Source organism: Streptomyces cucumeris, from assembly GCF_024295805.1.
GTDB lineage: Bacteria > Actinomycetota > Actinomycetes > Streptomycetales > Streptomycetaceae > Streptomyces > Streptomyces cucumeris.
Map to the genome: position 1 here is coordinate 1 of NZ_JANCLX010000008.1, position 23686 is coordinate 23686.

Sequence of the window (23686 nt, forward strand, 5' to 3'; positions counted from 1 at the left end):
GGGCGTTACGGTGGATCACGAGGGCCTCCTGCCATCGGCGTAGATGTCGCAATCCACACCGAGCCAGAAGGCCCTCACCTCGTTCAAGCACCCAGCACGCGTGTCACCAACGTGCCGGGACAGCACACCTAGGGCGTGTCCGCAAAGTCCCGCCGGGCCCGCGACGCCTGGCACGCACGCTCGCTGCGTTGTCGGGATCATCCGAGTAGGCCCGCCCCCAGACTCCGTCCGGGGGTACCCCCGCGAGGACGACCCTCCGCCTTGCGATCGCACGCTCCCCCGGCTACCGCCGGGAGGTGCCCCCTGACGCCGCGGGCTGATCCGACGCGACTTTGCGGACACGCCCTAGGCACACTCGTGCGTCGCAGGTCATGGGCGAGTTGACGGCCCTTCGCGGCCCATGGTGGACTTCCGGAGCCAAACGGCGGCAGCAGAGGAAGCCGGTGCGAATCCGGCGCGGTCCCGCCACTGTCACCGGGGAGCGCTCTCCCATCGCCTGCACGGGGTCACGGCTCGTCCGTACGGCTGGTCCGTACACGGAGCTGGAAGACCGGGAGAGCCGCGGATCCGGGAGCCAGGAGACTCTCCCCGCCGGTCACGTCGAACCAGGGCGCGGACCCTGAGTGAGGACATACCGCCATGCCCGGCATCGCCACGCCGCCGCCCCCGCCGCTCCGCGGCCCACTGGACGCGGACACCCCGCGCATCCCCTTCTCCCGAGGCACGACGGCGGGCTGAGGGATGCGTGCCGATCACGCCTCGTTCGCGTGCGGCGCCGCTCTCGGCTTCCTCGGCGACCTCGCCACGGGCGACCCCCGCCGCGGCCACCCGGTGGCCGCGTTCGGGCGGGCCGCCCTGGCCGCCGAGCGCCGACTGTGGCGCGACCACCGCGGTTACGGGGCCCTGCACACCGTGCTGTGCGCGGGCGGCGCGGCCGCCGGTGCCGCGCTGCTGACGCGTGCCGGACGGGCGGTGGCCGGGCGCCACCGCGCCGACATCGCCCTGACCGCCGCCGCCACCTGGGCCGTGCTGGGCGGTACGACGCTGGGGCGCGAGGCCCGCGCCGTCGGCGGCGCGCTGGCCGCCGGGGACGTCGAGGCCGCCCGGGAGCGGCTGCCGCACCTGTGCGGACGCGATCCGCAGGCACTGGACGCGCAGGCGATCGCCCGCGCGGTGGTGGAGTCGGTCGCGGAGAACACCTCCGACGCCGTGGTGGGCGCCCTGGTGTGGGGGGCGGTGGCCGGAGTACCCGGGCTCGTCGCCTTCCGGGCCGTGAACACCCTGGACGCCATGGTGGGCCACAAGTCCCCGCGCTACCGCCGGTTCGGCTGGGCCGCGGCCCGGCTGGACGATGTCGCGGGCTGGCCGGGCGCGCGGCTGACGGCCGTTCTGGCGACGGTCGCGGGCCCCGACCCGCGCGGTGCCCGGCGGGCCTGGCGGCGGGACGGACGGCGCCATCCCAGCCCCAACGCGGGCCCGGTGGAGGCGTCGTTCGCGGGCGCCCTCGGGGTACGCCTCGGCGGCACCCTCGCGTACGCCGGCCGCGTCGAGCACCGGCCGGTGATGGGTGACGGACGGGCGGTGCGCACCGCCGACATCGACCGCGCGGTGCGGCTGTCGCGGCGGGTGGGGGCACTGGCCCTGCTGACGTCGGTGACTGCACGGCTGGTGGTGGGCAGGGTTCTGTCCGACAGGGGCGGGGTCCCGGGCGGACCGGGCGAGCGGAGAGGGAAACGATGAGCGGAACAGGGGGCGGGCTGCTCGTCGCCGGGACGACCTCGGACGCGGGCAAGAGCGTGGTCACGGCGGGCATCTGCCGTTGGCTGACCCGCAAGGGCGTACGGGTGGCACCGTTCAAGGCGCAGAACATGTCGCTCAACTCCTTCGTCACCCGGGACGGTGCGGAGATCGGACGGGCGCAGGCCATGCAGGCGGCCGCCGCACGCGTGGAGCCCAGCGCGCTGATGAACCCCGTACTGCTGAAGCCGGGCAGCGACCGCAGCAGCCAGGTGGTGCTGCTGGGCAGGCCGGTGGGCGAGATGAGCGCCCGCGGCTACCACGCGGAGCGGCGCGAAGGGCTGCTGGAGACGGTCACCGCCTGTCTGGAGGAGCTGCGGCGCACCCATGACGCGGTGATCTGCGAGGGCGCGGGCAGCCCCGCCGAGATCAATCTGCGCCGTACCGACATCGTGAACCTGGGGCTGGCGCGGGCCGCCGGGATCCCGGCGGTGGTGGTCGGGGACATCGACCGCGGCGGGGTGTTCGCGTCCTTCTTCGGGACCACCGCGCTGCTGTCCCCGGAGGACCAGCGCCATATCGCCGGTTATGTGGTCAACAAGTTCCGCGGCGATGTGACCCTGCTGGAGCCCGGTCTGGAGATGCTGCGCGGGCTCACCGGGCGGCCGACGCTCGGGGTGCTGCCGTTCGCCCACGGCCTGGGCATCGACGAGGAGGACGGGCTGCGGGTGTCGCTGCGCGGCGCGGTGCGCGAGAGCGTGGTCGCCCCGCCGCACGGCGCGGACATACTCCGAGTCGCGGTGACCGCCGTACCCCTGATGTCCAACTTCACCGATGTGGACGCGCTGGCCGCCGAACCGGGTGTGGTGGTGCGTTTCGTGGACCGCCCCGAGGAACTGGCCGACGCCGACCTGGTGGTCGTGCCGGGCACCCGCGGCACGGTCCGGGCGCTGGCGTGGCTGCGCGAGCGCGGGCTCGCGGACGCCCTTGTGCGACGGGCCGCCGAGGGGCGGCCGGTGCTGGGCATCTGCGGTGGCTTCCAGGTGCTGGGGCGGCGTATCGAGGACGAGGTCGAGTCACGGGCCGGAACGGTGGAGGGCCTCGGACTGCTGCCGGTGCGGGTGCGGTTCGCGGTGGAGAAGACCCTCGCCCGGCCGGTGGGCGAGGCCCTGGGCGAGCGGGTGGAGGGCTACGAGATCCACCACGGGGTCGCCGAACTCCTCGACGGCGGCGACGAACCCTTCCTCGACGGCTGCCGCGCGGGCTCGGTGTGGGGCACCCACTGGCACGGTTCGCTGGAGAGCGACGGCTTCCGGCGGGCCTTCCTGCGGCGGGTGGCCGCCGCGGCGGGCCGGGCGTTCGTCCCCGCGCCCGACACCCGGTTCGGGGAGCTGCGCGAGGAGCAGCTCGACCGCCTGGGCGATCTGATCGAGGAGCACGCCGACACGGACGCGCTGCTGCGGCTGATCGAGGACGGCCTGCCGGACGGGCTGCCCTTCGTACCGCCCGGGGCGCCAGGAGGAGCGAAGTGAGCATCCCGGACCGCGACCGCGTCACGACCGCTGGAGGTACCGCCGAATGACCACCGCCACCTATCCGTTCACCGCGGTCGTCGGGATGGCCGACATGCGGCTCGCCCTGTTGCTCAACGCGGTCTCCCCGGCCGTCGGCGGCGTCCTGGTGCGCGGGGAGAAGGGCACCGCGAAGTCCACGGCCGTCCGTGCCCTGGCCGCGCTGCTGCCGCCGGTCGGGGTGGTCCCCGGCTGCCGGTTCTCCTGCGATCCGGCGGCGCCCGATCCGGGGTGCCCGGACGGGCCGCATGAGCCGGGCACCGGCACCGCGCGGCCCGCGCGGATGGTCGAACTGCCCGTCGGCGCCTCCGAGGACCGGCTGGTCGGCGCGCTGGACATCGAGCGGGCGCTGGCGGACGGGGTCAAGGCGTTCGAGCCGGGGCTGCTGGCCGACGCGCACCGCGGGGTGCTCTACGTCGACGAGGTCAACCTGCTGCACGACCACTTGATCGACCTGCTGCTGGACGCGGCGGCCATGGGCGCCTCCTACGTGGAGCGCGAGGGCGTCTCGGTCCGGCACGCGGCGCGCTTCCTCCTGGTGGGCACCATGAACCCCGAGGAGGGCGAGCTGCGGCCGCAGTTGCTGGACCGCTTCGGGCTGACGGTCGAGGTCACCGCGTCACGCGACACCGAGGAGCGGGTCGAGGTGGTGCGGCGGCGGCTGGCGTACGACGAGGACCCGGCCGGGTTCGCGGGGCGCTGGGCGGAGGACGAGGGCAGTCTGCGCGAGCGCATCGCCGCGGCGCGCGCCCTGCTGCCGGAGGTGGTCCTGGGCGACCGGGCGCTGCGCCAGATCGCGGCGGTCTGTGCCGCGTTCGAGGTGGACGGGATGCGCGCGGACATCGTGACCGCGCGGACGGCCACGGCGCTGGCCGCCTGGGCGGGCCGGACGGATGTGCGCACCGAGGACGTGCGCCAGGCGGCGCTGCTGTCGCTCCCCCACCGGCGGCGCCGGGCGCCGTTCGACGCGCCGGGGCTGGACGAGGACAAACTCGACGAGGTGCTGCGGCGGTTCGAGGACGAGGAGCCGGAGCCGCCGGAGCCGGACGGGGGTCCCGGCTCCGAGGAAGGTGACACCGACGGCGACGGTGACGGCCCGGACGGGGGACCTGACGGCCCGGACGACGGGCCCGGCGGACCGGAGGGCGGCCCCGGCGGCGGGCTTCCGCACGACCGCGCGCAGGAGCCGCCGTCGCCGTCGGAGCCCGAGCCGTCCGTCCCCAGTCCGCGCGAGGGCGAGGCGGAAGCGGAGGCGGCGGACGACACCGGGACGCCCCAGGAGGCCGGGGGCGGCGCGGGCGCGGGCGGCGGTGAGAAGGCGGCCGTGGGCGCCGCCGAACCGTTCCGCACCCGGCGGCTGGACGTACCGGGCCTGGGCGAGGGGGCGGCCGGACGGCGGTCGCGCGCCCGCACCGCGCACGGTCGCACCACCGGTGCCCGGCGCCCCCGCGCCACGCTCTCCTCGCTCCATCTGACGGCGACCGTACGGGCCGCGGCCCCGCATCAGCACGCGCGCGGGCGCCGCGGTCCGGGGCTGCTGGTGCGCCGGGACGATCTGCGCGAGGCGGTGCGCGAGGGCCGGGAGGGCAATCTCGTGCTGTTCGTGGTGGACGCGTCCGGGTCGATGGCCGCCCGCAAGCGCATGGGAGCCATCAAGGGCGCGGTGCTCTCCCTGCTGCTGGACGCCTATCAGCGGCGCGACAAGGTCGGGCTGATCACCTTCCGGGGTACGGACGCGGACCTGGCGCTGCCGCCCACCTCGTCGGTGGACGCGGCCGCCGCGCGGCTGGAGCGGCTGCCCACCGGTGGCCGGACCCCGCTGGCCGCCGGGCTGCTCAAGGCCCGCGAGGTGCTGCGGGTCGAGCGGCTGCGGGACCCCTCACGGCGGCCGCTGCTGGTCGTGGTCACCGACGGACGGGCCACCGAGGCCCGGCGGGAGGGCACGGCACGGCGGGACGCCACGAACGCGCCGGTGGCGCGGGCCGGGCAGGCGGCGCGGCTGCTCGCGGGCGACGGGATCGCCTCGGTGGTCGTGGACTGCGAGTCCGGGCCGGTGCGGCTCGGCCTCGCGGGGGCGCTCGCCCGGGAGCTGCGGGGCACACCGGTGACGCTGGACGAACTGCGCGCGGACCGGGTGACCGCGCTGGTCCGCGATGTACGGAACGTTTCGACCACACGGAGGGCCGCCTGATGCCGCAAGGACAACCGACCGTCGTCCCCGACGACGGACTGACCACCCGCCAGCGCCGCAACCGTCCGCTGGTGCTCGTGCACACCGGCGTCGGCAAGGGGAAGTCCACGGCGGCGTTCGGGCTGGCGCTGCGGGCGTGGAACCAGAACTGGCCGGTCGGTGTATTTCAGTTTGTGAAGTCCGCGAAATGGCGGGTCGGCGAGGAGCGTGCGCTGCGCGTCCTGGGCGATTCGGGCGAAGGGGGGACCGTGGCATGGCACAAGATGGGCGAGGGCTGGTCATGGGTCCAGCGCGACATGGCGTCCAGCGAGGAGGCCGCGCGCGAGGGCTGGGAGCAGGTCAAGCGGGATCTCGCGGCGGAGACCTACCGGCTGTACGTGCTGGACGAGTTCGCGTATCCGATGCACTGGGGCTGGGTGGACCCAGACGAGGTGGTGTCGGTGCTGCGGGACCGGCCGGGGACCCAGCACGTGGTCATCACCGGGCGCAACGCACCGGCGGCACTGCTGGACTTCGCCGATCTGGTCACCGATATGTCCAAGGTCAAGCACCCGATGGACACCGGTCAGAAGGGCCAGCGAGGCATCGAGTGGTGAACGTTCCCCGTCTGGTCATCGCCGCTCCCTCCTCCGGGAGCGGCAAGACGACCGTCACCGCGGGGCTGATGGCCGCGTTCGCGGAGCGGGGGCTGGATGTCTCCCCGCACAAGGTCGGACCGGACTACATCGACCCCGGCTACCACGCGCTGGCCGTGTCCCGGTCCGCCGGTTCTCCCGGCGTGGGCTCCGCCGGTGGGGGCTCCCGTCCCGGCCGGAACCTGGACGCCTACCTCTGTAGTCCGGACCGGATCGCCCCGCTGTTCCTGCACGGTTCGGCAGGCTGTGATCTGGCCCTGGTCGAGGGGGTGATGGGCCTGTTCGACGGGGCGGCCGGACAGGGTGAGCTGGCCTCCACGGCCCATGTGGCCAAGCTGCTGCGCGCCCCGGTGGTGCTGGTGGTGGACGCGTCCTCGCAGTCGCGTTCGGTGGCCGCGCTGGTCCACGGCTTCGCCTCCTGGGACCCGGAGGTGCGGGTCGCCGGGGTGATCCTCAACAAGGTCGGTTCGGACCGGCACGAGGTGATGCTGCGCGAGGCGCTGGAGGGGTCGGGCGTCCCGGTGTTCGGCGTGCTGCGCCGTACGGACGCGGTGCGGGCGCCCAGCCGCCATCTGGGGCTGGTGCCGGTGGCCGAGCGGCGGGCGGAGGCGGTGGGTTCGGCGGCCGCGCTCGCCGCGCGGGTGCGCGAGGGATGCGATCTGGACGGCCTGCTGGCGCTGGCGCGCAGCGCGCCGCCGCTGTCCGGGCCGGTGTGGGATCCGGTGGCGGAGATACGGGCCACGGCTGCCGCGCCGGTCGCGGGCGCCGTGCCCGCCGTCGGCGGTCCGGTGGTCGCGGTCGCGGGCGGCCCCGCGTTCACCTTCTCCTATGCGGAGCACGGTGAGTTGCTCACCGCGGCCGGGGCGCGGGTCGTCCCGTTCGACCCGCTGCGGGACGAGCGTCTCCCGGAGGGCACGGCGGGCGTGGTGATCGGTGGCGGCTTCCCCGAGGTGTATGCGCCCGAGCTGTCGGCCAACGAGCCGCTGCGGGCGGAGATGGTCCGGCTGGCCGCGTCGGGCGCGCCGATCGCGGCCGAGTGCGCCGGGCTGCTGTATCTGGCGCGTTCGCTCGACGGGCAGCCGATGTGCGGGGTGCTTGAGGGAGAAGCACGGATGTCGGACCGGCTGACCCTTGGCTACCGTGAGGCCGTGGCCGTTTCCGACACCGCTCTCGCCGTCGCCGGGACACGGGTGCGCGGACACGAGTTCCACCGCACCGCCATCATCCCGGGCGCGGGGCCGGACCCCGCCTGGGGCATCGTCCACCCGGAGCGCCGCATCGAGGGGTTCGCCCAGGGCGGGGTGCACGCCTCGTACCTCCATGTCCACTGGGCCGCGGTCCCGTCCGTGGCGGCCCGGTTCGTCGCCGGATGCGTCTCCTGTGCCAGCCGCGCGGGGTGAACCGGAGCTGGTGGTGGGGGTCGGCGCCCGCCGGGGGGTGTCCGCTGAGGAAATCACCGAGCTGATCGCGTCGGTCCTCGCCGCCGAGGGTCTTCCCCTCGGCCGGATCGCCGCGCTGGCGACGATCGCGTCCAGGGCCACGGAGCCGGGGCTGCTGCGCGCGGCCGAGCGCCTGGGCGTCCCGCTGCGCGGCTACCCGGCGTCGGCCCTCGCCACGGTGGACGTCCCCACCCCGTCCGCGACCACCCTCGCCGCGGTGGGCACACCGGGGGTCGCGGAGGCCGCGGCACTGCTGGCGGCGGGCCCGGCCGCCGAACTCCTCGTCCCCAAGCGCGTCTCCACCCCCCGGAACGGCCCGTCCCACGCCACCTGCGCGGTGGCCACCGGCCGCGGTGGCCCCGGAACCGGGTCGGCCGAGGCCCTCGCGGGGCGCGACGCGTCCGCGGGGGACACCGCCCCCGCACACCCCGGCCCGAAGCCACCACCGCGCGGGAGCACACCGGGCCGTACGCCTCGCCCCGGACCGGGCACGGACCCCGGTGAGCGGGACGCCGGGGACGTGTGGGTCAGCCGCCCTACCCCGCAACACCCCGGCCCCAGCCGGGTCGGGCGCACGTCACAGTCGGGTGGTGCTTCGAGTCCGGGTGGCGGGGGAATGCCACACCCCGGCCGCGTGGTGATCCCGCGCGGGACGGCGTGCCCGCGCGGCCCGGTGAACCCGGGGTGGACGGCCGGGCCGCGGCGGCAAATCCGCCCAGGACGGGCAGTGGTGCCCTGCTGTCGCGCGGAGCGGGATCCGTCAGTAACGTCTCCGGGGCGAACCGGCCCCCGTCGCACCGCCGTTCGCCGTGAGACCCCGCACTACCTGCACCACCAAGGAGAGCTCGTGACGACTCCGCCAGCGCTGCTCATCGCCGGCATCGGCACCCGGGACGACGGGCGCGCCGCCGTCTTCCGACGTTTCGTCGAGGAGATGGCCGCCCGCCACCCGGATCTGCCCGTGGGGGGCGGCCTCACCGGACCGGGCGGCGGCGCGTATCCCCTGTCCGACGCGGTCAGCGGCCTCGTCGAGGACGGGGTGACCCGTTTCGCCGTCGTACCGCTGACCCTCATACCCGTGGAGCACCCCCGGGACGGCATAGCCGCCGCGCTCGCCCAGGAGGCGGAGCGGCACGCCGAGGTGTCGTTCTCCTGCGCCCCCGCGCTGGGCCCCCACCCCACCCTGCTCGACGTACTGGAACGGCGGCTGGACGAGGCGCTGGGCGGCGGCCCGCGGCCCGTGTCGGACCGGGCCGGGACCACCGTGCTGCTGGTGGGCGGCGGTTCACCGCTGACCGAGGCCAACGCCGAGGTGCACCGGGCGGCCCGGATGCTGTGGGAGGGCCGCGGTTTCGCAGGCGTCGAGGTCGCCTTCGCCTCCCTCGCCGCGCCGGACGTGCCGGCCGGTCTGGACCGCTGCGCATGGCTCGGGGCGCGCCGCGTCATCGTGCTGCCGTACGCCGTCTTCCCGGGCGACGCGCTGGATCGGGTGCGGCAACAGGCGGAGGGCTGGCAGTTGGCCCACCCCGACGTCGAGGTGCTGGCCGCCGACGCCATCGGCCCGGCCGATGCGTTGCCGGAGGTCGTCATGGCGCGCTACGAGGAGGCGGCGGGCGCCTCCGGCCGGGCGGGCTTCGGCTCCGAGGACCACGCCTTCGCCCACCCGGACGCACACGCCGATGTCCGCTGAGTTCGATCTGCGGCACCACGGGGACGCCGAAGTCCGCGGTGCCGACGGCGCGTTGACGGACCTGGCGGTCAATGTCCGGGCCGATACGCCCCCGGAGTGGCTCAAGGCCAGGATCGCCGGGTCCCTGGACGGACTCGCCGCGTACCCGGACGGGCGGGCGGCCCGCGCGGCGGTCGCGGCGCGCCACGGGGTGCCGGTCGGGCGGGTGCTGCTGACGGCGGGAGCCGCGGAGGCGTTCGTCCTGCTGGCACGGGCCGTCGCCGCGCGGCGGCCGGTCGTGGTGCATCCGCAGTTCACCGAGCCGGAGGCCGCGCTGCGGGACGCCGGGCACCAGGTGGAGCGGGTGGTCCTGGACGAACGGGACGGCTTCCGGCTGGACCCGGCCGCGGTGCCGCGGGACGCGGACCTGGTGGTGCTCGGCAACCCCACCAACCCCACCTCGGTGCTGCACCCCGCCGATGCGGTGGCCGGACTGGCCCGGCCCGGGCGGACGCTGGTGGTGGACGAGGCGTTCATGGACGCCGTGCCGGGTGAGGCGGAGTCGCTGGCGTCCCGCACCGATGTCCCGGGGCTGGTGGTGCTGCGCAGTCTGACCAAGACGTGGGGGCTGGCGGGACTGCGCATCGGCTACGTCCTGGCCGACGAGGGAACGATCGCCGCGCTGGAGCGGGTGCAGCCGCTGTGGCCGGTGTCCACGCCCGCCCTGGTGGCCGCGGAGGCATGCTGTGGGGCTCCGGCGCTGGCCGAGGCGGAGCGGGCGGCGGAGCGGACGGCGGACGACCGGGCCCATCTGGCGGCCCGGCTGGCGGAGTTCCCGGAGGTGCGGGTGTGCGGCCCGGCGGCCGGACCGTTCCTACTGATCCGGGTCCCGGGCGCGGCCGCGCTGCGCGACGCGCTGCGGGAGCTGGGCTTCGCCGTCCGGCGCGGTGACACGTTTCCGGGCCTGGGCCCGGACTGGCTGCGGCTCGCGGTCCGCGACCGCGCCACAACGGACCGCTTCGTCATCGCCCTGTCCAAGGCACTGGCGGACCGGGCCCGCTGAGACGCGGGAGCCGGACCCGGCCGGACGCGCACGGCACCGGAACCGGAGCCTGGCACCCGACCCAGCCCCCGGCCCGGTGCCGCCGGCCGTGGGCCCGGGGTCCTGGCCCCCGGCGGGCCCACGGAGCGGGTTCGCCTCCGGCGTGCCACCCATCAGCCGACCCGGCACCCCGGGCGTGACGCCCGAACCGACCGGCCACCGGGCGCGGCCGGTCCGGTCCGCCCGGCCGGTCCCGGGCCGGCTCGCGGTGTCGTCACGGCGCGAGCCGGGCCGGGGCCGGGACACCGGTTACGCGTCGGCGTCCGCCCCGGCGCGGCGGCGGCGGGACAGGCCGACGGCGGCCGCGCCCATCGCCAGCAGCAGGGCGCCGCCGCCGATCAGGTACGGCGTGGCCGAGCTGCCACCGGTCTCCGCCAGGTCGTCCGGCTTCGGGTCGGGCTTGGCCTGGCTGCCCACCTCCGGGGCCTCCGGCTCATCCGCCGCCGCGGGCGACTCGCAGGTCGCACGGACCAGGGTGACCTGGCCGTTGACCTCGGAGACATTCAGCTTGAGCGGGTTGACCGAGACCTTGAGGTTCAGGGCCGTGGCCGCCGCCGTGCGGGAGGTGACCGAGGTCTTCGACAGATCGAGCCGGACCGTGCCCACCGAGGGCACATCGACCGTGGTGGAACCGCCCGCGGTCAGGTTGATCTTCTTCCCGAGCACGGTGGCGCTGCCGAGCAGGTTGGAGTCGGCCGTGGGCCGCTTCCCGGCGGCGCAGACCGCCTTGGAGGTCACCTGCTGCACCTGGATGAGCGGCATGTTGGCGAGACCGGGTACGTGGACCTTGGCGTTGACGAGGTTGGAGTAGCCCTCGGCGCGCTGCTTGTCCACGGCCGCCTTCGCGGTGGCCACATCGGCGCGCAGCACATTGAACGGCTTGCCGCCGTCGACCCCGTCCAGGGTCGCGGAGAGCGCCGTCTTACTGGCGGTCTGCGGTGCGTGCACCTCGTTGAGGACGACGGCGAGCGGTGCGGACACCGTCTTGTTGAGCAGCGCGACGTTGAGGTCGGTGCGGAGCACGACCGCGTCGGCCTTGCCGGTGGTCTTGGCGGTGTCGGCATGCGCGGTCCCCGCGGGCAGGGCGCCCAGGACGGAGACGGCCGCGGCGGCGGTGACGGCCGCCAGACGGCGGGCGGGCATGCCGAAGAAGGTACTGCTGGAACTGGACACGTGAGTTGACCCCCACTGGAGACATGGAGCCGCTGGCGCCTGCCGCGGGGGACTCCACGGGCGCCGACGGCCTCGACCACGCCATATTTGCGGCACCGAGGGGAAACCGGCGGACACATGCGGTCCGTTCATCCCAACGGGTGGGGTTCGGCGCCGAGTTCGATGCGCTGATCGAAAACGGTCAGGCCACGACCCGCCCGCGCAGCACCACCCGCCGCGGCGACGTCAGCACCCGCACGTCCTCCCGCGGATCCGTCTCGTAGACCACGAAGTCCGCGGCGGCCCCTTCGGTGAGGCCCGGCCGTCCCAGCCAGGCGCGTGCTCCCCAGGTGGCCGAGGAGAGCGCGTCCCGGGCCGGGATGCCCGCCTTCACCAGCTCGGCCACCTCCTGGCCGATCAGGCCGTGGGCGAGCGAACCGCCCGCGTCGGTGCCGGTGAAGATCGGGATGCCCGCGTCGTAGGCCGCGCGGACCGTCTCGTAGCGGCGTGCGTGCAGCCGGCGCATATGGTCCGCCCAGCGCGGGAACTTCGCCTCGCCGCCGAGGGCGAGCCGGGGGAAGGTGGCGATGTTGACCAGTGTCGGCACGATGGCGACACCGCGCTCCGCGAACAGCGGGATGGTCTCCTCGGTCAGCCCGGTGGCGTGCTCGATGCAGTCGATCCCGGCCTCGACCAGCGGGGCCAGGGTCTCCTCGGCGAAGCAGTGGGCGGTGACCCGGGCGCCGAGCCGGTGGGCCTCGGCGATGGCCGCCTCGACCGCGCCGCGCGGCCAGCAGGCCGTCAGATCGCCGGTCTCGCGGTCGATCCAGTCGCCGACCAGCTTGACCCAGCCGTCACCGCGGCGGGCCTCCGCCGCGACGTAGGCGACCAGGTCCTCGGGCTCGATCTCATGCGCGTAGTTGCGGATATAACGCTTGGTACGCGCGATGTGACGGCCCGCGCGGATGATGCGGGGCAGATCCTCACGGTCGTCGATCCAGCGGGTGTCGGCGGGCGACCCGGCGTCCCGCAGCAGCAGCGCCCCGGCGTCACGGTCGGTGAGCGCCTGCTTCTCGCTGGTGGACTCGTCGACGGCGCCGTGGGCATCGAGACCGACATGGCAGTGGGCATCGACCAGACCAGGCAGCACCCAGCCCTCGACGAGCCGGACATCCCGGGCCCCGGCCGGACGCTCGAAGGTGATCCTGCCGTCGACCACCCACATCTCGTCCCGGACACCACCCCCGGCAGCGTGCTCGTCCCCCGGCCCCACCAGGACCCTGCCCTTGATGTGCAGCACCGCGCTATCCCTCATGTCACGCACTGTACGAGACACGAGACACCGATTCCCCGGGCGTTCCGCGCCGATCTTCTCCAGGACGTGGCGACTTCCCGGCGACTTCCCGGCGACTTCCCGGCGACTTCCCGGCGACTTCCCGGCGACTTCACCGTGGTGTTCCTTCGGACTTCTCTGTGGATGATTGAATTCGGGGTCGCCAAAAGATAAATTCGTGACGCATTCCCAGTACAGCTTCCCATCATCGTCTGCCCCGTCCCCGGAACCTTAAACCCAGATTTTTCCCACGCTCCGGAACCCAGAATTCAGGCCCGCTACGGGCCGGTTACGCAGATGTGACAGACTCCACACGCCCGGGGATTCGCCCCACTAACTCCCGTACAAACCAACGCTTTTCAGCGATCCGCCGCGCGTACGCACGGGCCCGCGTGATAACACAGCCACCCCCCTTCGCGTAACCCCTCCCCACGATGCATTTTCCGATTCAGCTCGGTAAATTTAATTTGCATGACCGCCGCACAAGCAGACCTAGCCCGTAGCGAAGAATTGGATTTGCCGGAGGGCCTCACCCTCGACACACCTCGCGTCGAGGACGGAGCCGCGATCTGGCGAATCGCCCGCGACTCCAAGACCCTGGACCTCAACTCCTCCTACAGCTACCTCCTGTGGTGCCGTGACTTCGCAGCCACCTCCGTGGTGGCCCGCGACGCCACGGGCGGACCGGTCGCCTTCATCACCGGCTACATCCGCCCCGAGCGCCCCGAGACGCTCGTCGTCTGGCAGGTCGCCGTCGATGACGCATTCCGCGGCCGCGGACTGGCCGCCACCCTGCTCGACGGGCTGACCCGGCGCGTCGCGGGGATGGGGGTCCGTGGCATCGAGACCACGATCACCCCGGACAACACCGCTTCGAACCGGCTGTTCACCTCGTTCGCCGAACGGCACGGTGCGCCGGTGGAGCGTGAGGTGCTCTTCCACGGCGAGCTGTTCCCCGACGGAGGACATGAGCCCGAGGTGCTGTACCGCATCGGCCCCCTCGCCGACCGGACCTGATCCGGTCCCGGCGGTCCGGATCACCGCTGATCCGGTGCCGCTCCCGCCCGCGGACCCGGTCCGCGGCGGCCCCGAACTCTTTTCGTTCCACCACCACACTCCGCACCCCCGCGCAACACTCATCTCCCAGGAGAATGCTGTGACCATCACCCCGCCCGCCCTGAGCGTCTTCGAGGCCCTGGAGTCCGAGGTGCGCAGCTACTGCCGTGGCTGGCCCGCCGTCTTCGACCGCGCCCAGGGCAGCCACATGTACGACGAGGACGGCCACACCTACCTCGACTTCTTCGCCGGTGCCGGGTCGCTCAACTACGGCCACAACAATCCGGTGCTGAAACGCGCACTGATCGACTACATCGAGCGCGACGGCGTGACGCACGGACTCGACATGTCCACCACCGCCAAGCGCGCGTTCCTGGAGTCGTTCCAGAACAACATCCTCCGCCCGCGTGACCTGCCCTACAAGGTCATGTTCCCGGGCCCGACGGGCACCAACGCGGTCGAGTCCGCGCTGAAGCTGGCCCGTAAGGTCAAGGGCCGCGAGGCGATCGTCTCCTTCACCAACGCCTTCCACGGCATGTCGCTGGGCTCGCTGGCCGTCACCGGTAACGCGTTCAAGCGCGCCGGCGCCGGTATCCCGCTGGTCCACGGCACCCCGATGCCGTTCGACAACTACTTCGACGGCACCGTGCCGGACTTCCTGTGGTTCGAGCGGCTGCTCGAGGACCAGGGCTCCGGTCTCAACAAGCCCGCCGCCGTGATCGTCGAGACGGTCCAGGGCGAGGGCGGCATCAACGTCGCGCGCCCCGAGTGGCTGCGCGCCCTGGCCGAGCTGTGCGAGCGCCAGGACATGCTGCTGATCGTGGACGACATCCAGATGGGCTGCGGCCGTACCGGTGCCTTCTTCTCCTTCGAGGAGGCCGGCATCACCCCGGACATCGTGACCGTCTCGAAGTCCATCAGCGGCTACGGCCTGCCGATGTCGCTGTGCCTGTTCAAGCCCGAGCTGGACATCTGGGAGCCGGGCGAGCACAACGGCACCTTCCGCGGCAACAACCCGGCCTTCGTCACCGCCGCCGCGACCCTGGACACCTACTGGTCCGACGGCCAGATGGAGAAGCAGACGGTGGCCCGCGGCGAGCAGGTCGAGCAGGCGCTGCGTGCCATCTGCGACGAGGAGCAGTCCGGCGCCCACTTCCGTGGCCGCGGTCTGGTCTGGGGCCTGGAGTTCGAGGACAAGGACCGCGCCACCGCCGTGTGCCGCCGCGCCTTCGAGCTCGGACTGCTCGTGGAGAGCTCGGGCCCGCAGAGCGAGGTCGTCAAACTGCTGCCCGCGCTGACCATCTCCCCCGAGGAGCTGGACGAGGGCCTGCGGACCCTCGCCCGCGCGGTCCGCGAAACCGCCTGACCTTCCGAAACAGCACCACAGAGAAAGGCAGCAACTCACCGTGATCGTCCGATCCTTCAAGGACATCGAGGGCACCGAGCGCCACGTCAAGGCCAAGACCGGCACCTGGGAGAGCAAGCGCATCGTGCTCGCCCGGGAGAAGGTCGGCTTCTCCCTGCACGAGACCGTGCTGTACGCGGGCACGGAGACCTCCATGTGGTACGCCAACCACATCGAGGCCGTGCTGTGCGTCGAGGGCGAGGCGGAGCTCACCAACGACGAGACCGGCGAGAAGCACTGGATCACGCCCGGCACCATGTACCTGCTGGACGGCCATGAGAAGCACACGATGCGGCCCAAGACCGACTTCCGCTGCGTCTGTGTCTTCAACCCCCCGATCACCGGACGGGAGGACCATGATGAGAACGGCGTATACCCGCTGATCACAGAGGACGAGGAGGTCTGATCTGATGACCACGGTCACTGACCTGTATCCGACCCGAGGTGCAACCGAGGTGGCCACACCCCGGGTGGACCCGGTGGTGTGGTCGGAGCCCGGCGCCCCGGGCCCGATCGCGGAGTCCGATCTCAGCGACTTCGACCGCGACGGTTTTCTCGCGATCGAAGAGCTGATCACCCCGGACGAGGTCGCGGTCTACCGGAACGAGCTGAACCGGCTGACCCAGGACCCGGAGGTGCGCGCCGACGGACGCTCGATCATCGAGCCGAAGTCGAAGGCCGTCCGGTCGGTGTTCGAGGTCCACCGGATCAGCGAGGTCTTCGCGAACCTCGTCCGCGACGAGCGTGTGGTGGGCCGGGCCCGCCAGATCCTGGGCTCGGACGTGTACGTCCACCAGAGCCGGATCAATGTCAAGCCGGGTTTCGGGGCCTCGGGCTTCTACTGGCACTCGGACTTCGAGACCTGGCACGCCGAGGACGGTCTGGCGAACATGCGGACGGTGTCCGTCTCGATCGCACTGACCGAGAACTTCGACACCAACGGCGGGCTGATGATCATGCCCGGTTCGCACCGCACGTTCCTCGGCTGTGCGGGCGAGACGCCGAAGGACAACTACAAGAAGTCGCTCCAGATGCAGGATGCGGGCATCCCGTCGGACGAGGCGCTCACCGCCTTCGCCGACAAGCACGGCATCAGGCTGTTCACCGGCAAGGCCGGGTCGGCCACCTGGTTCGACTGCAACGCCATGCACGGTTCGGGTGACAACATCACGCCCTACTCGCGCAGCAATGTCTTCATCGTGTTCAACAGCGTGGAGAACACGGCGGTGGAGCCGTTCGCGGCGCCCATCCGCCGGCCGGAGTACATCGGCGCGCGGGACTTCACCCCCGTGCGGTGAGCTGACACCGCTGACACAGCTGACGCAGGTGTGAGCCTGAGGGGAGCCGGGACGTCCCGGCTCCCCTCAGGCGTGTCCGGACCCGCGGGATCAGCCCGCCAGCACCTCCAGCAGCCGGTCCACCTCGGCCGCCGTGTTGTACAGGTGGAACGAGGCGCGCAGGTTCCCGGCCCGCGCCGAGACGTAGACGTCCCGCTCGGCCAGCCGGGGCGCGGCGTCCCCGAGCCCCGGTACCGAGACGATCGCCGAACCGGGGGCGGCCACCGGGGTGTGGCCCAGTGCGGTGACCCCGGCGCGGAAGCGGTCGGCGAGCGCGCGGTCATGGGCGGCGATGGCCCCGGTGCCCAGCTCCTCGACCAGGGCGAGGGAGTGCCGGGCGGCCACGTAGGAGAACAGGCTCGGGCTCTCGTCGAAGCGGCGCGCGGAGTGGGCCAGCTCGGCCACCGGCCCGTAGCAGCTGTCCCAGGGCCGCTCCCCCGCGACCCAGCCCGCGAAGACCGGGGTGAGGCCGCCCAGGTCCTCGGGCACGGTCAGGAAGGTGACCCCGCGCGGACACATCAGCCATTTGAAGCCGACGGACACGGTGTAGTCGGCCTCGGCGGCGTTGACCGCCAGCCATCCGGCGGCCTGGCTGGCGTCCACCAGGGTGCGGGCGCCGTGGGCGCGGGCGGCCGCGCGGATCGCCTCCAGATCGGCGATCCGGCCGTCCGCCGACTGGGTGGCGCTGACCGCGACCAGCGCGGTGCCGGGCCGTACCTCGTCCGCGATCTCCTCCAGCGGGACGGTGCGCAGCTTGAGGTCACGGCGGACGGCGAAGGGGTTGACCAGGGAGCTGAAGTCTCCCTCGGCGGCCAGGACTTCGACGCCCGACGGCAGCGAGGCGGCGATCATTCCGGCGAAGACGGCGACCGAGCCGCCGGTGGCGACCCGGTCGGCCGGTACACCGACGATCCGGGCATAGGCGGCGCGGGTCTCCTCGACGGCCTGGAAGGCCACGTCGGCGGCGGGGCCCCCGGCCGCCGCGTCGTCGAGGGCCGCCTTCATGGCGGCTACGGAGCGTGCGGGGATCAGACCGCTGGACGCGGTGTTGAGGTACGTCGTCTGTGGCGCGAACTCCGCGCCGGACAGGCTCTCCATGCCCATCCACTATGGGACGGCCGCACCCCCACGTCCATTGCGCGTTGTTGACGCATGTCTTCAAGCGATCCTTATGGATCCCCTCTGACCTGCGATGTTCCCTCGGCGCCCGGGGAGGAGGGGGTGCGGACCGGTATCAGCCGGTCGGGTCCGGGCTCCGCTGCTCGCGGACGCCGTCGACCCGGCGGGGCAGCCCCAGCGGGTTGTCCTCGCGCAGCTCCGGCGGCAGCAGGGCGGCCGGGGTGTCCTGGTAGGTGACCGGCCGCAGCCAGCGCTCGGCGGCGGTGCCGCCGACGGACGTGGAGGTGGAGGTGGTGGCTGGGTAGGGGCCGCCGTGGTGCTGGGCGGGGGCGACGGCGACACCGGTGGGCCAGCCGTTGACCAGGACCCGGCCCGCGAGCGGGGTCAGCTCGGCCAGGAGGGCGGCGGCCCGGCCGTCCGCCTCCTCGGCCTCGGCGGCGGAGATCTGGACGGTGGCGGTGAGATTGCCCTGAAGCCGGGAGAGGACGGCGGTGATCTCGGCGTCGTCGTCATAGCGGGCGACCACGGTCACCGGGCCGAAGCACTCCTCCAGCAGGATGTCGTGCGGCCCCTCCGCGGCGAGCAGCCGCGCCGGGACGGTCAGGAAGCCCGCGCTGACCGTGTGCTCACTGCCCGCGCCCGGGGTGACCGGGGCCTTCACCTCCGGCAGCTCGGTGCGCTCCAGGATCCCGGCGAGGAAGGCGTCGCGCATCCGGTGGTCGAGCAGCACCCCGGGGTCGGTGTTGCTGACCGCGTCGGTGAGGGCGGTGACCAACCGGTCGCCGGTCTCCCCCGCGGGCGCGAGGACGAAACCGGGCTTGGTGCAGAACTGGCCGACGCCCAGGGTCATGGAGCCCGCGAGGCCCGCGCCGAGCTGCTCGGCCCGCTCGGCGGCGGCGGCCTCGGTGACCACCACCGGGTTGAGGCTGCCCAGTTCGCCGTGGAAGGGGATCGGCACCGGCCGCGCCGCGGCAGCGTCGAACAGGGCGCGCCCGCCGCGGATCGAACCGGTGAAGCCCGCGGCGGCGACCAGCGGATGGCGGACGAGGTCGAGACCGGCGTCGAAGCCGTGGACCACGGCGATCAGTTCGGTGGGCAGTCCGACCCGCTCGGCGGCGCGGCGCAGGGTGGCGGCGGCCAGTTCGGAGGTGACGGGGTGGTCGGGGTGTGCCTTGACCACGACCGGGCAGCCCGCGGCCAGGGCGCTGGCGGTGTCGCCGCCGGGTACGGAGAAGGCCAGCGGGAAGTTGCTGGCGGCGTAGACGGCGACGACGCCGAGGGGGACCTTGTGGCGGCGCAGATCGGGCCAGGGCGGGGTCTGCGCGGGGTCGGCGTGGTCGATGCGGATGTCCAGGAAGCCGCCGTCGTCCACCACGTCCGCGAAGGACCGCAGTTGGTAGGTGGTACGGGCGAGTTCACCGTTGAGCCGGGCCGGGCCGAGCGCGGTCTCCGCGTCGGCGGCCTCGACCAGGACATCGCGCGCGGCGTCCAGGAGTTCGGCGGCAGTGCGCAGCAGGGCGGCGCGTACCGTACGGTCGGCGAGGGCGCCACGGGCCGCGTGGGCGGCCGACACCACGCGGTCCACCTCATCGGCGGTGGCCTCGACGGCCACCTGTTCCCGTTGCTTTCCGGTTCGGGGGTCGACGCTCCACACTGGTGCTGACACCGCGGATTCCTCCTGCTGTGTATCCACTGCTTGCGTCTCGCATCTCGACTGCTGTTCGATGCGCTGAACGCTGTCCCGGATGGTGAATTGCCATCGGGACTCTATGACCGGCCGAACTGGGGGGTCAAGGCGGTGCCGGTGCCTTGACGAGGAGGACGCCGCGCTCCCCCGCGCGGCGGATACGGATCACCGGGCGGGCCGAGGCGCGACGGGGCCGCCGACCGCGATCCTCGGGGCATGACCGAATCCCGATCCGTCCTGCGCGCCGTCGCCATTGTCTCCGTCCTGCCGTACATCGCGCTCAAGACGGCCTGGATGGCGGGCAGTCATCTCGGCATCCCCGAAGGCAGCGAACTGCTCGACGACGGACGGCACACCACCATGCTCGTCCTCAACGGTGTCACCCTCCTCATGGACGCCGCCGTCGTCGTCCTCGCCCTGCTGTTCACCCGCCCCTGGGGCAGGCGGGTGCCCGCCTGGCTGCTGGTCCTGCCGGTCTGGACCGCCTGTGGTCTGCTCGCCCCGATCATGGTCGGCTTCCCGGCCCAGCTTGCGGCCCGGGCCGTCGGCCTCGGCGGGGGCCGTGCCGACGGCGCCGAGGGACACGATGAGTTCCTGGCCGACTGGGTCTACGGCGTCGTCTACGGCGGATTCATCGTCCAGGGGCTCGCGCTGGGCGCGCTGTTCGTACCGTACGCCCGCGACCGCTGGGGGCATCTGTGGCGCGGCCGGATCGCCGAGCTGCCCGAGCGGGGCCCGGCCGGTACGGCGCAGCGCCTCACCGCCGTACTCACCGCCGCGCTCCTGCTGCTGCCCGCCGCCGTGCACCTGCTGTGGGCCGGGGGTTCGGCCACCGGGCTGAGCGCGGACAGGGCCGGTGACCGCACCGGTGACTTCTACGTCCTGGAGACGATGTTCGCGCTCTTCGCCCTGGTCACCGCCGTCTGCCTGCTCATGGTCGCCTTCCGCGCCGGAGGGCGGGTCCGGCTGGCCGTTCCGCTGGGCCTGGTCTGGATCGGATCGGGGGCGCTGGCCTGCTGGGGCGGCTGGCTGACGGTGGCCGGGCTGACGGCCGGGGAAGAGGCCGAAGCCCCGACGGCGCTGATGGAGGTGACTTACGCTGTGCAGATGATCATCGGGCTGCTGGTCCTCACGGCCGGTGCGTACTTCTTCGGCGCACGGCGGCACACCGCCGGTGCGGACCTCGCCGTGGAGTGCGACACCCCGTGACCGGCGCGTGGTGGCGGCGGACGGCACGGGCGGCGCTGGGGCGGCGGACCCGGCTGCGCTGGGTCCATCTGGTGCTCGGCGGCGCCCTGTTGATGCCGTACTTCCTGCTGGCCAGCGTGATCCTGTCGGCCATCCCGGGCGCCAATCCGTTCAGATCGCTGGGCTGGCAGCTCATCACCTACGCCGTCGCGCTGCCCCCGGCCGCCGTCACCGCGCTCTTCCCGCTGGTGCGGACGCTGGAGGCGACCGCGGCGCGCTCGCTGTGCGGGCTGCCCGCGTCGGCCGAACTCGCCACCGCCCCCGCCACCTCATGGGACGCCCGCAGCCGCACCTCCATCTGGTACGTCCTGCACCTGGCGGTCGGCGGGCTGGTCAGCGCGGTGACGCTGTCCCTGCCGCCCGCCGCGCTGCTGCTGCTGTTCCTGCCGTTCGCCGGTGCCTCCGAGGCCCGGGAGCTGGGCTGGCCGACCGCGTGGGACGGTGCCGTCGCGGTGGCCGCCCCGGCCGCCGGACTCCTGCTGCTGGCCGTGGTGGTGGCGACCGCCGTGGGTGCCGGGGCGCTCCTGGCCCGCTGTGCGCCCGGACTGCTCGGCGCGGTCCCGGCCGAACGGCTGGCCGCCGCCGAGGCGCGGGCGGCCCGGCTGGCCTCCCGCAACCGCCTCGCCCGGGAGCTGCACGACTCGGTCGGCCACGCGCTCAGCGCGGTGACCCTCCAGGCGAGCGCCGCACGCAAAGTGCTGGACGCCGACCCGGAGTTCGCCCGGCAGGCCCTCACCGCCATCGAGGAGACCAGCCGGGGCGCGGTCGGCGAACTCGACACCGTGCTCGGTCTGTTGCGGGACGGTGGGGACGGGGCCGCGGCGGCCACCACCCCCTCCCCCACCCTGGCCGATCTGGACGGGCTGCTGGACCGCACCCGCGCCGCGGGCGTATCCGTCGAGCTGACGGCGCCCGGCCCGCTCGGCGCGCTGCCCCCGGTGGTCTCCCGAGAGGCGTACCGGATCGTGCAGGAGGGGCTGAGCAACGCGCTGCGCCACGCGGGCCAGGTGCCGGTGCGGCTGCGCATCGCCTGGACCGCGGACGAGGCGGACGAGGACGGACCACGGAAGGAGCTGGAGATCAGCATGGAGAACCCGGTGGACGGCACCGCCCGGGAACAGCGCACCGGCGGCGGCCGGGGGCTGCGCGGGATCGCCGAGCGGACGGCACTGCTGCGCGGTGTCTGTGCCTGGGGCCCGGACGGCGCGGACGACGAGGTGTGGCGGCTGTCGGTCCGGCTCCCGCTGGAGGTCTCCCGGTGACCGCCCCGCCGCCCGCGCTGCGGGTGCTGCTCGCCGACGACGAGCGGATGGTGCGCACCGCGCTGCGCGCGATCCTCTCCAGCGAACCGGACCTGGAGGTGGTGGGCGAGGCGGGCGGCGGCACCGAGGCCGCCCAACTGGCCCTGCGGCTGCGGCCGGACGTGGTGCTGATGGACGTCCGGATGCCCGAGGGGGACGGCATCCAGGCCACCGAGGAGATCCTGCGCACCGTTCCGGAGCCGCCGCGCATCATCGTGGTGACGACCTTCGAGAACGACGCCTACGTGTACGACGCGCTGCGCGCCGGGGCCAGCGCCTTCCTGCTCAAGCGGTCCCGCGCGGAGGAGCTGGTGGAGGCGGTACGGCTGGTGGCGCGCAGCGATTCGCTGCTGTTCCCGGCGGCCGTACGGGCGCTGGCCGCCGAGCACGCCGCCACCCGCGCGGAGCCCGACCCCCGGGCCGCGAAGATCCTCGGCCGGCTCTCCGAGCGGGAGGCCGCGGTGCTGCGGCTGATCACCCGCGGGCTGACCAACGCCGAGATCGCCGAGCGGCTCGCGGTGGGCCCGGCCACGGTCAAGACCCACGTCGCCTCGGTCCTCGCCAAACTCGGCGTCCGCGACCGCACCCAGGCGGTCATCGCGGCGTACGAGTGCGGTTTCGTCACCCCCGGCTGACATCCGGCCCCGGGGGTGGTCGGCTGAGCCCCGGGGGTGGTCTGCTGAGGAGGAGGGGGCGGGACGGCGAGAAGGGAAGCGAGATGGAGTACGCGCGGCTGGGCACCTCCGGTGTCAGGGTGTCCCGGATCTGTCTGGGCATGATGAGCTACGGCAGCCCCGACCACCGCCCGTGGCAGCTCGACATCGACGCGGCGCGGCCGGTCGTGCGCCGGGCCGTGGAGGGCGGGGTGACCTTCTTCGACACCGCCGACATGTACGCCATGGGCCGCAGCGAGGAGATCACCGGCGAGCTGCTGCGCGAGCTGTTCCCCCGCCGGGAGGACTATGTGCTCGCCACCAAGGTGTACTCCCCGATGGGCCCCGGCCCCAACGACCGGGGGCTGTCGCGCAAGCACATCATGGCGGGCATCGACGCGTCGCTGCGGCGGCTGGGCACCGACCATGTGGACCTCTACCAGATCCACCGCTTCGACCCCGGGACTCCGGTCGAGGAGACCATGGAGGCGCTGCACGACGTGGTGCGCGCGGGGAAGGCGCGGTACCTCGGGGCGTCGTCGATGTACGCCTGGCAGTTCGCCACGATGCAGTACACGGCCGCGGCGCACGGCTGGACCCGGTTCGTCTCGATGCAGAACCACTACAACCTGCTGTACCGGGAGGAGGAGCGGGAGATGAACCCGCTCTGCCTGGACCAGGGGGTCGGGGTGATCCCCTGGAGCCCGCTGGCGCGCGGTCTGCTCGCGGGCAACCGCGACCGGGACGGCTCCGGGCCCACCACCCGCGCGCGGAACGACCCGATGGTCGAGAAGTGGTACGCCGACGCCGAGTTCGACATCGTGGACGCCACCCGGGCGGTGGCCGCCGGACGCGAGGTGACCCCGGCCCAGGTGGCGCTGGCCTGGCTGCTGGGCAGGCCCGCGGTGACGGCGCCGGTCGTGGGCGCCACCAAGGCGGCGCATCTGGACGACGCGGTGGCAGCGGTGGGGCTGGAGCTCGACGAGTCCGAGGTGGCCCGGCTGGAGGCGGCCTACCGGCCGCGTCCGGTCATGGGCCACGGCTGACCGCC

Annotated in this window: 19 protein-coding genes, 1 pseudogene and 1 riboswitch; of the genes and pseudogenes, 16 read left to right on the forward strand and 4 right to left on the reverse strand. The window is 73.5% G+C overall.

Translation table 11 applies throughout. The features are described from left to right. Positions 1-433: 433 nt before the first annotated feature. Positions 434-585: riboswitch (cobalamin riboswitch) on the forward strand. Between the two features lie 156 nt (positions 586-741). The 8 genes and pseudogenes from NMK44_RS14150 to cobC all read left to right on the forward strand — a co-directional run bounded on the left by NMK44_RS14150 (position 742) and on the right by cobC (position 10305). Further along, a complete protein-coding gene (locus NMK44_RS14150; protein WP_254742658.1) occupies positions 742-1740 on the forward strand; it encodes a cobalamin biosynthesis protein in 999 nt (332 codons plus the stop codon). Then, positions 1737-3269, forward strand: a complete 1533-nt coding sequence (locus NMK44_RS14155; RefSeq protein WP_254742661.1) for a cobyric acid synthase — start codon at positions 1737-1739, stop codon at positions 3267-3269. The genes NMK44_RS14150 and NMK44_RS14155 overlap by 4 nt, the downstream gene beginning before the upstream one ends. Before the next feature lie 46 nt (positions 3270-3315). Continuing rightward, complete coding sequence (locus tag NMK44_RS14160; protein WP_254742664.1) at positions 3316-5499, forward strand: putative cobaltochelatase; 2184 nt, start codon at positions 3316-3318, stop codon at positions 5497-5499. Next, positions 5499-6095, forward strand: a complete 597-nt coding sequence (gene cobO / locus NMK44_RS14165; protein ID WP_254742667.1) for a cob(I)yrinic acid a,c-diamide adenosyltransferase — start codon at positions 5499-5501, stop codon at positions 6093-6095. The genes NMK44_RS14160 and cobO overlap by 1 nt, the downstream gene beginning before the upstream one ends. Continuing rightward, positions 6089-7534: a cobyrinic acid a,c-diamide synthase CobB gene (locus tag NMK44_RS14170; protein WP_254742670.1), complete on the forward strand. Its 1446-nt coding sequence runs from the start codon at positions 6089-6091 to the stop codon at positions 7532-7534. The genes cobO and NMK44_RS14170 overlap by 7 nt, the downstream gene beginning before the upstream one ends. Then, positions 7455-7856: pseudogene (locus NMK44_RS14175) on the forward strand (cobalamin biosynthesis protein); the annotation flags it as partial. The gene NMK44_RS14170 and the pseudogene NMK44_RS14175, both read left to right, overlap by 80 nt. Positions 7857-8420: 564 nt before the next feature. Then, on the forward strand, positions 8421-9263 hold the full coding sequence (locus NMK44_RS14180; RefSeq protein WP_254743359.1) for a sirohydrochlorin chelatase: 843 nt from the start codon (positions 8421-8423) through the stop codon (positions 9261-9263). Beyond that, positions 9253-10305 carry an Rv2231c family histidinol phosphate aminotransferase CobC gene (gene cobC, locus NMK44_RS14185; RefSeq protein ID WP_254742673.1) on the forward strand — a complete coding sequence of 351 codons (1053 nt, stop codon included), beginning with the start codon at positions 9253-9255 and terminating at the stop codon, positions 10303-10305. Before NMK44_RS14180 ends, cobC begins: the two co-directional genes overlap by 11 nt. Positions 10306-10593: 288 nt before the next feature. Here cobC and NMK44_RS14190 read toward each other — a convergent pair whose 3' ends face one another. Then, entirely contained in the window at positions 10594-11487 is an 894-nt protein-coding gene (locus NMK44_RS14190) for an SCO1860 family LAETG-anchored protein (RefSeq protein ID WP_254742676.1), read from the reverse strand. Between the two features lie 211 nt (positions 11488-11698). After that, complete coding sequence (locus NMK44_RS14195; RefSeq protein WP_254742679.1) at positions 11699-12811, reverse strand: amidohydrolase family protein; 1113 nt, start codon at positions 12809-12811, stop codon at positions 11699-11701. Between the two features lie 489 nt (positions 12812-13300). Between NMK44_RS14195 and ectA the strand changes: the two genes are divergently transcribed. The 4 genes from ectA to thpD all read left to right on the forward strand — a co-directional run bounded on the left by ectA (position 13301) and on the right by thpD (position 16588). Then, positions 13301-13846, forward strand: coding sequence for a diaminobutyrate acetyltransferase (gene ectA, locus NMK44_RS14200; protein WP_254742682.1), 546 nt, complete (start codon positions 13301-13303; stop codon positions 13844-13846). 139 nt (positions 13847-13985) lie between these two features. Beyond that, positions 13986-15251, forward strand: a complete 1266-nt coding sequence (gene ectB / locus NMK44_RS14205; RefSeq protein WP_254742685.1) for a diaminobutyrate--2-oxoglutarate transaminase — start codon at positions 13986-13988, stop codon at positions 15249-15251. A gap of 40 nt (positions 15252-15291) precedes the next feature. Further along, on the forward strand, positions 15292-15696 hold the full coding sequence (locus NMK44_RS14210; RefSeq protein WP_254742688.1) for an ectoine synthase: 405 nt from the start codon (positions 15292-15294) through the stop codon (positions 15694-15696). 4 nt (positions 15697-15700) lie between these two features. After that, the gene (gene thpD / locus NMK44_RS14215) at positions 15701-16588 is read left to right on the forward strand and encodes an ectoine hydroxylase (protein WP_254742690.1); all 888 of its coding nucleotides are present in this window, start codon (positions 15701-15703) and stop codon (positions 16586-16588) included. A 90-nt stretch (positions 16589-16678) separates the two neighbouring features. On the opposite strand, the gene NMK44_RS14220 is transcribed toward thpD, so the two are convergent. After that, entirely contained in the window at positions 16679-17725 is a 1047-nt protein-coding gene (locus NMK44_RS14220) for an aminotransferase class V-fold PLP-dependent enzyme (RefSeq protein ID WP_254742692.1), read from the reverse strand. Between the two features lie 136 nt (positions 17726-17861). Further along, positions 17862-19412, reverse strand: a complete 1551-nt coding sequence (locus NMK44_RS14225; protein WP_254742694.1) for an aldehyde dehydrogenase (NADP(+)) — start codon at positions 19410-19412, stop codon at positions 17862-17864. 237 nt (positions 19413-19649) lie between these two features. Here NMK44_RS14225 and NMK44_RS14230 point away from each other — a divergent pair, with 237 nt between their 5' ends. The 4 genes from NMK44_RS14230 to NMK44_RS14245 all read left to right on the forward strand — a co-directional run bounded on the left by NMK44_RS14230 (position 19650) and on the right by NMK44_RS14245 (position 23681). Next, complete coding sequence (locus tag NMK44_RS14230) at positions 19650-20642, forward strand: hypothetical protein (protein ID WP_254742697.1); 993 nt, start codon at positions 19650-19652, stop codon at positions 20640-20642. Next, positions 20639-21943: a sensor histidine kinase gene (locus NMK44_RS14235; protein WP_254742700.1), complete on the forward strand. Its 1305-nt coding sequence runs from the start codon at positions 20639-20641 to the stop codon at positions 21941-21943. Before NMK44_RS14230 ends, NMK44_RS14235 begins: the two co-directional genes overlap by 4 nt. A gap of 47 nt (positions 21944-21990) precedes the next feature. Continuing rightward, positions 21991-22617, forward strand: a complete 627-nt coding sequence (locus NMK44_RS14240) for a response regulator (protein ID WP_254743361.1) — start codon at positions 21991-21993, stop codon at positions 22615-22617. 83 nt (positions 22618-22700) lie between these two features. Continuing rightward, positions 22701-23681, forward strand: a complete 981-nt coding sequence (locus tag NMK44_RS14245; RefSeq protein WP_254742703.1) for an aldo/keto reductase — start codon at positions 22701-22703, stop codon at positions 23679-23681. Positions 23682-23686: the final 5 nt, after the last annotated feature.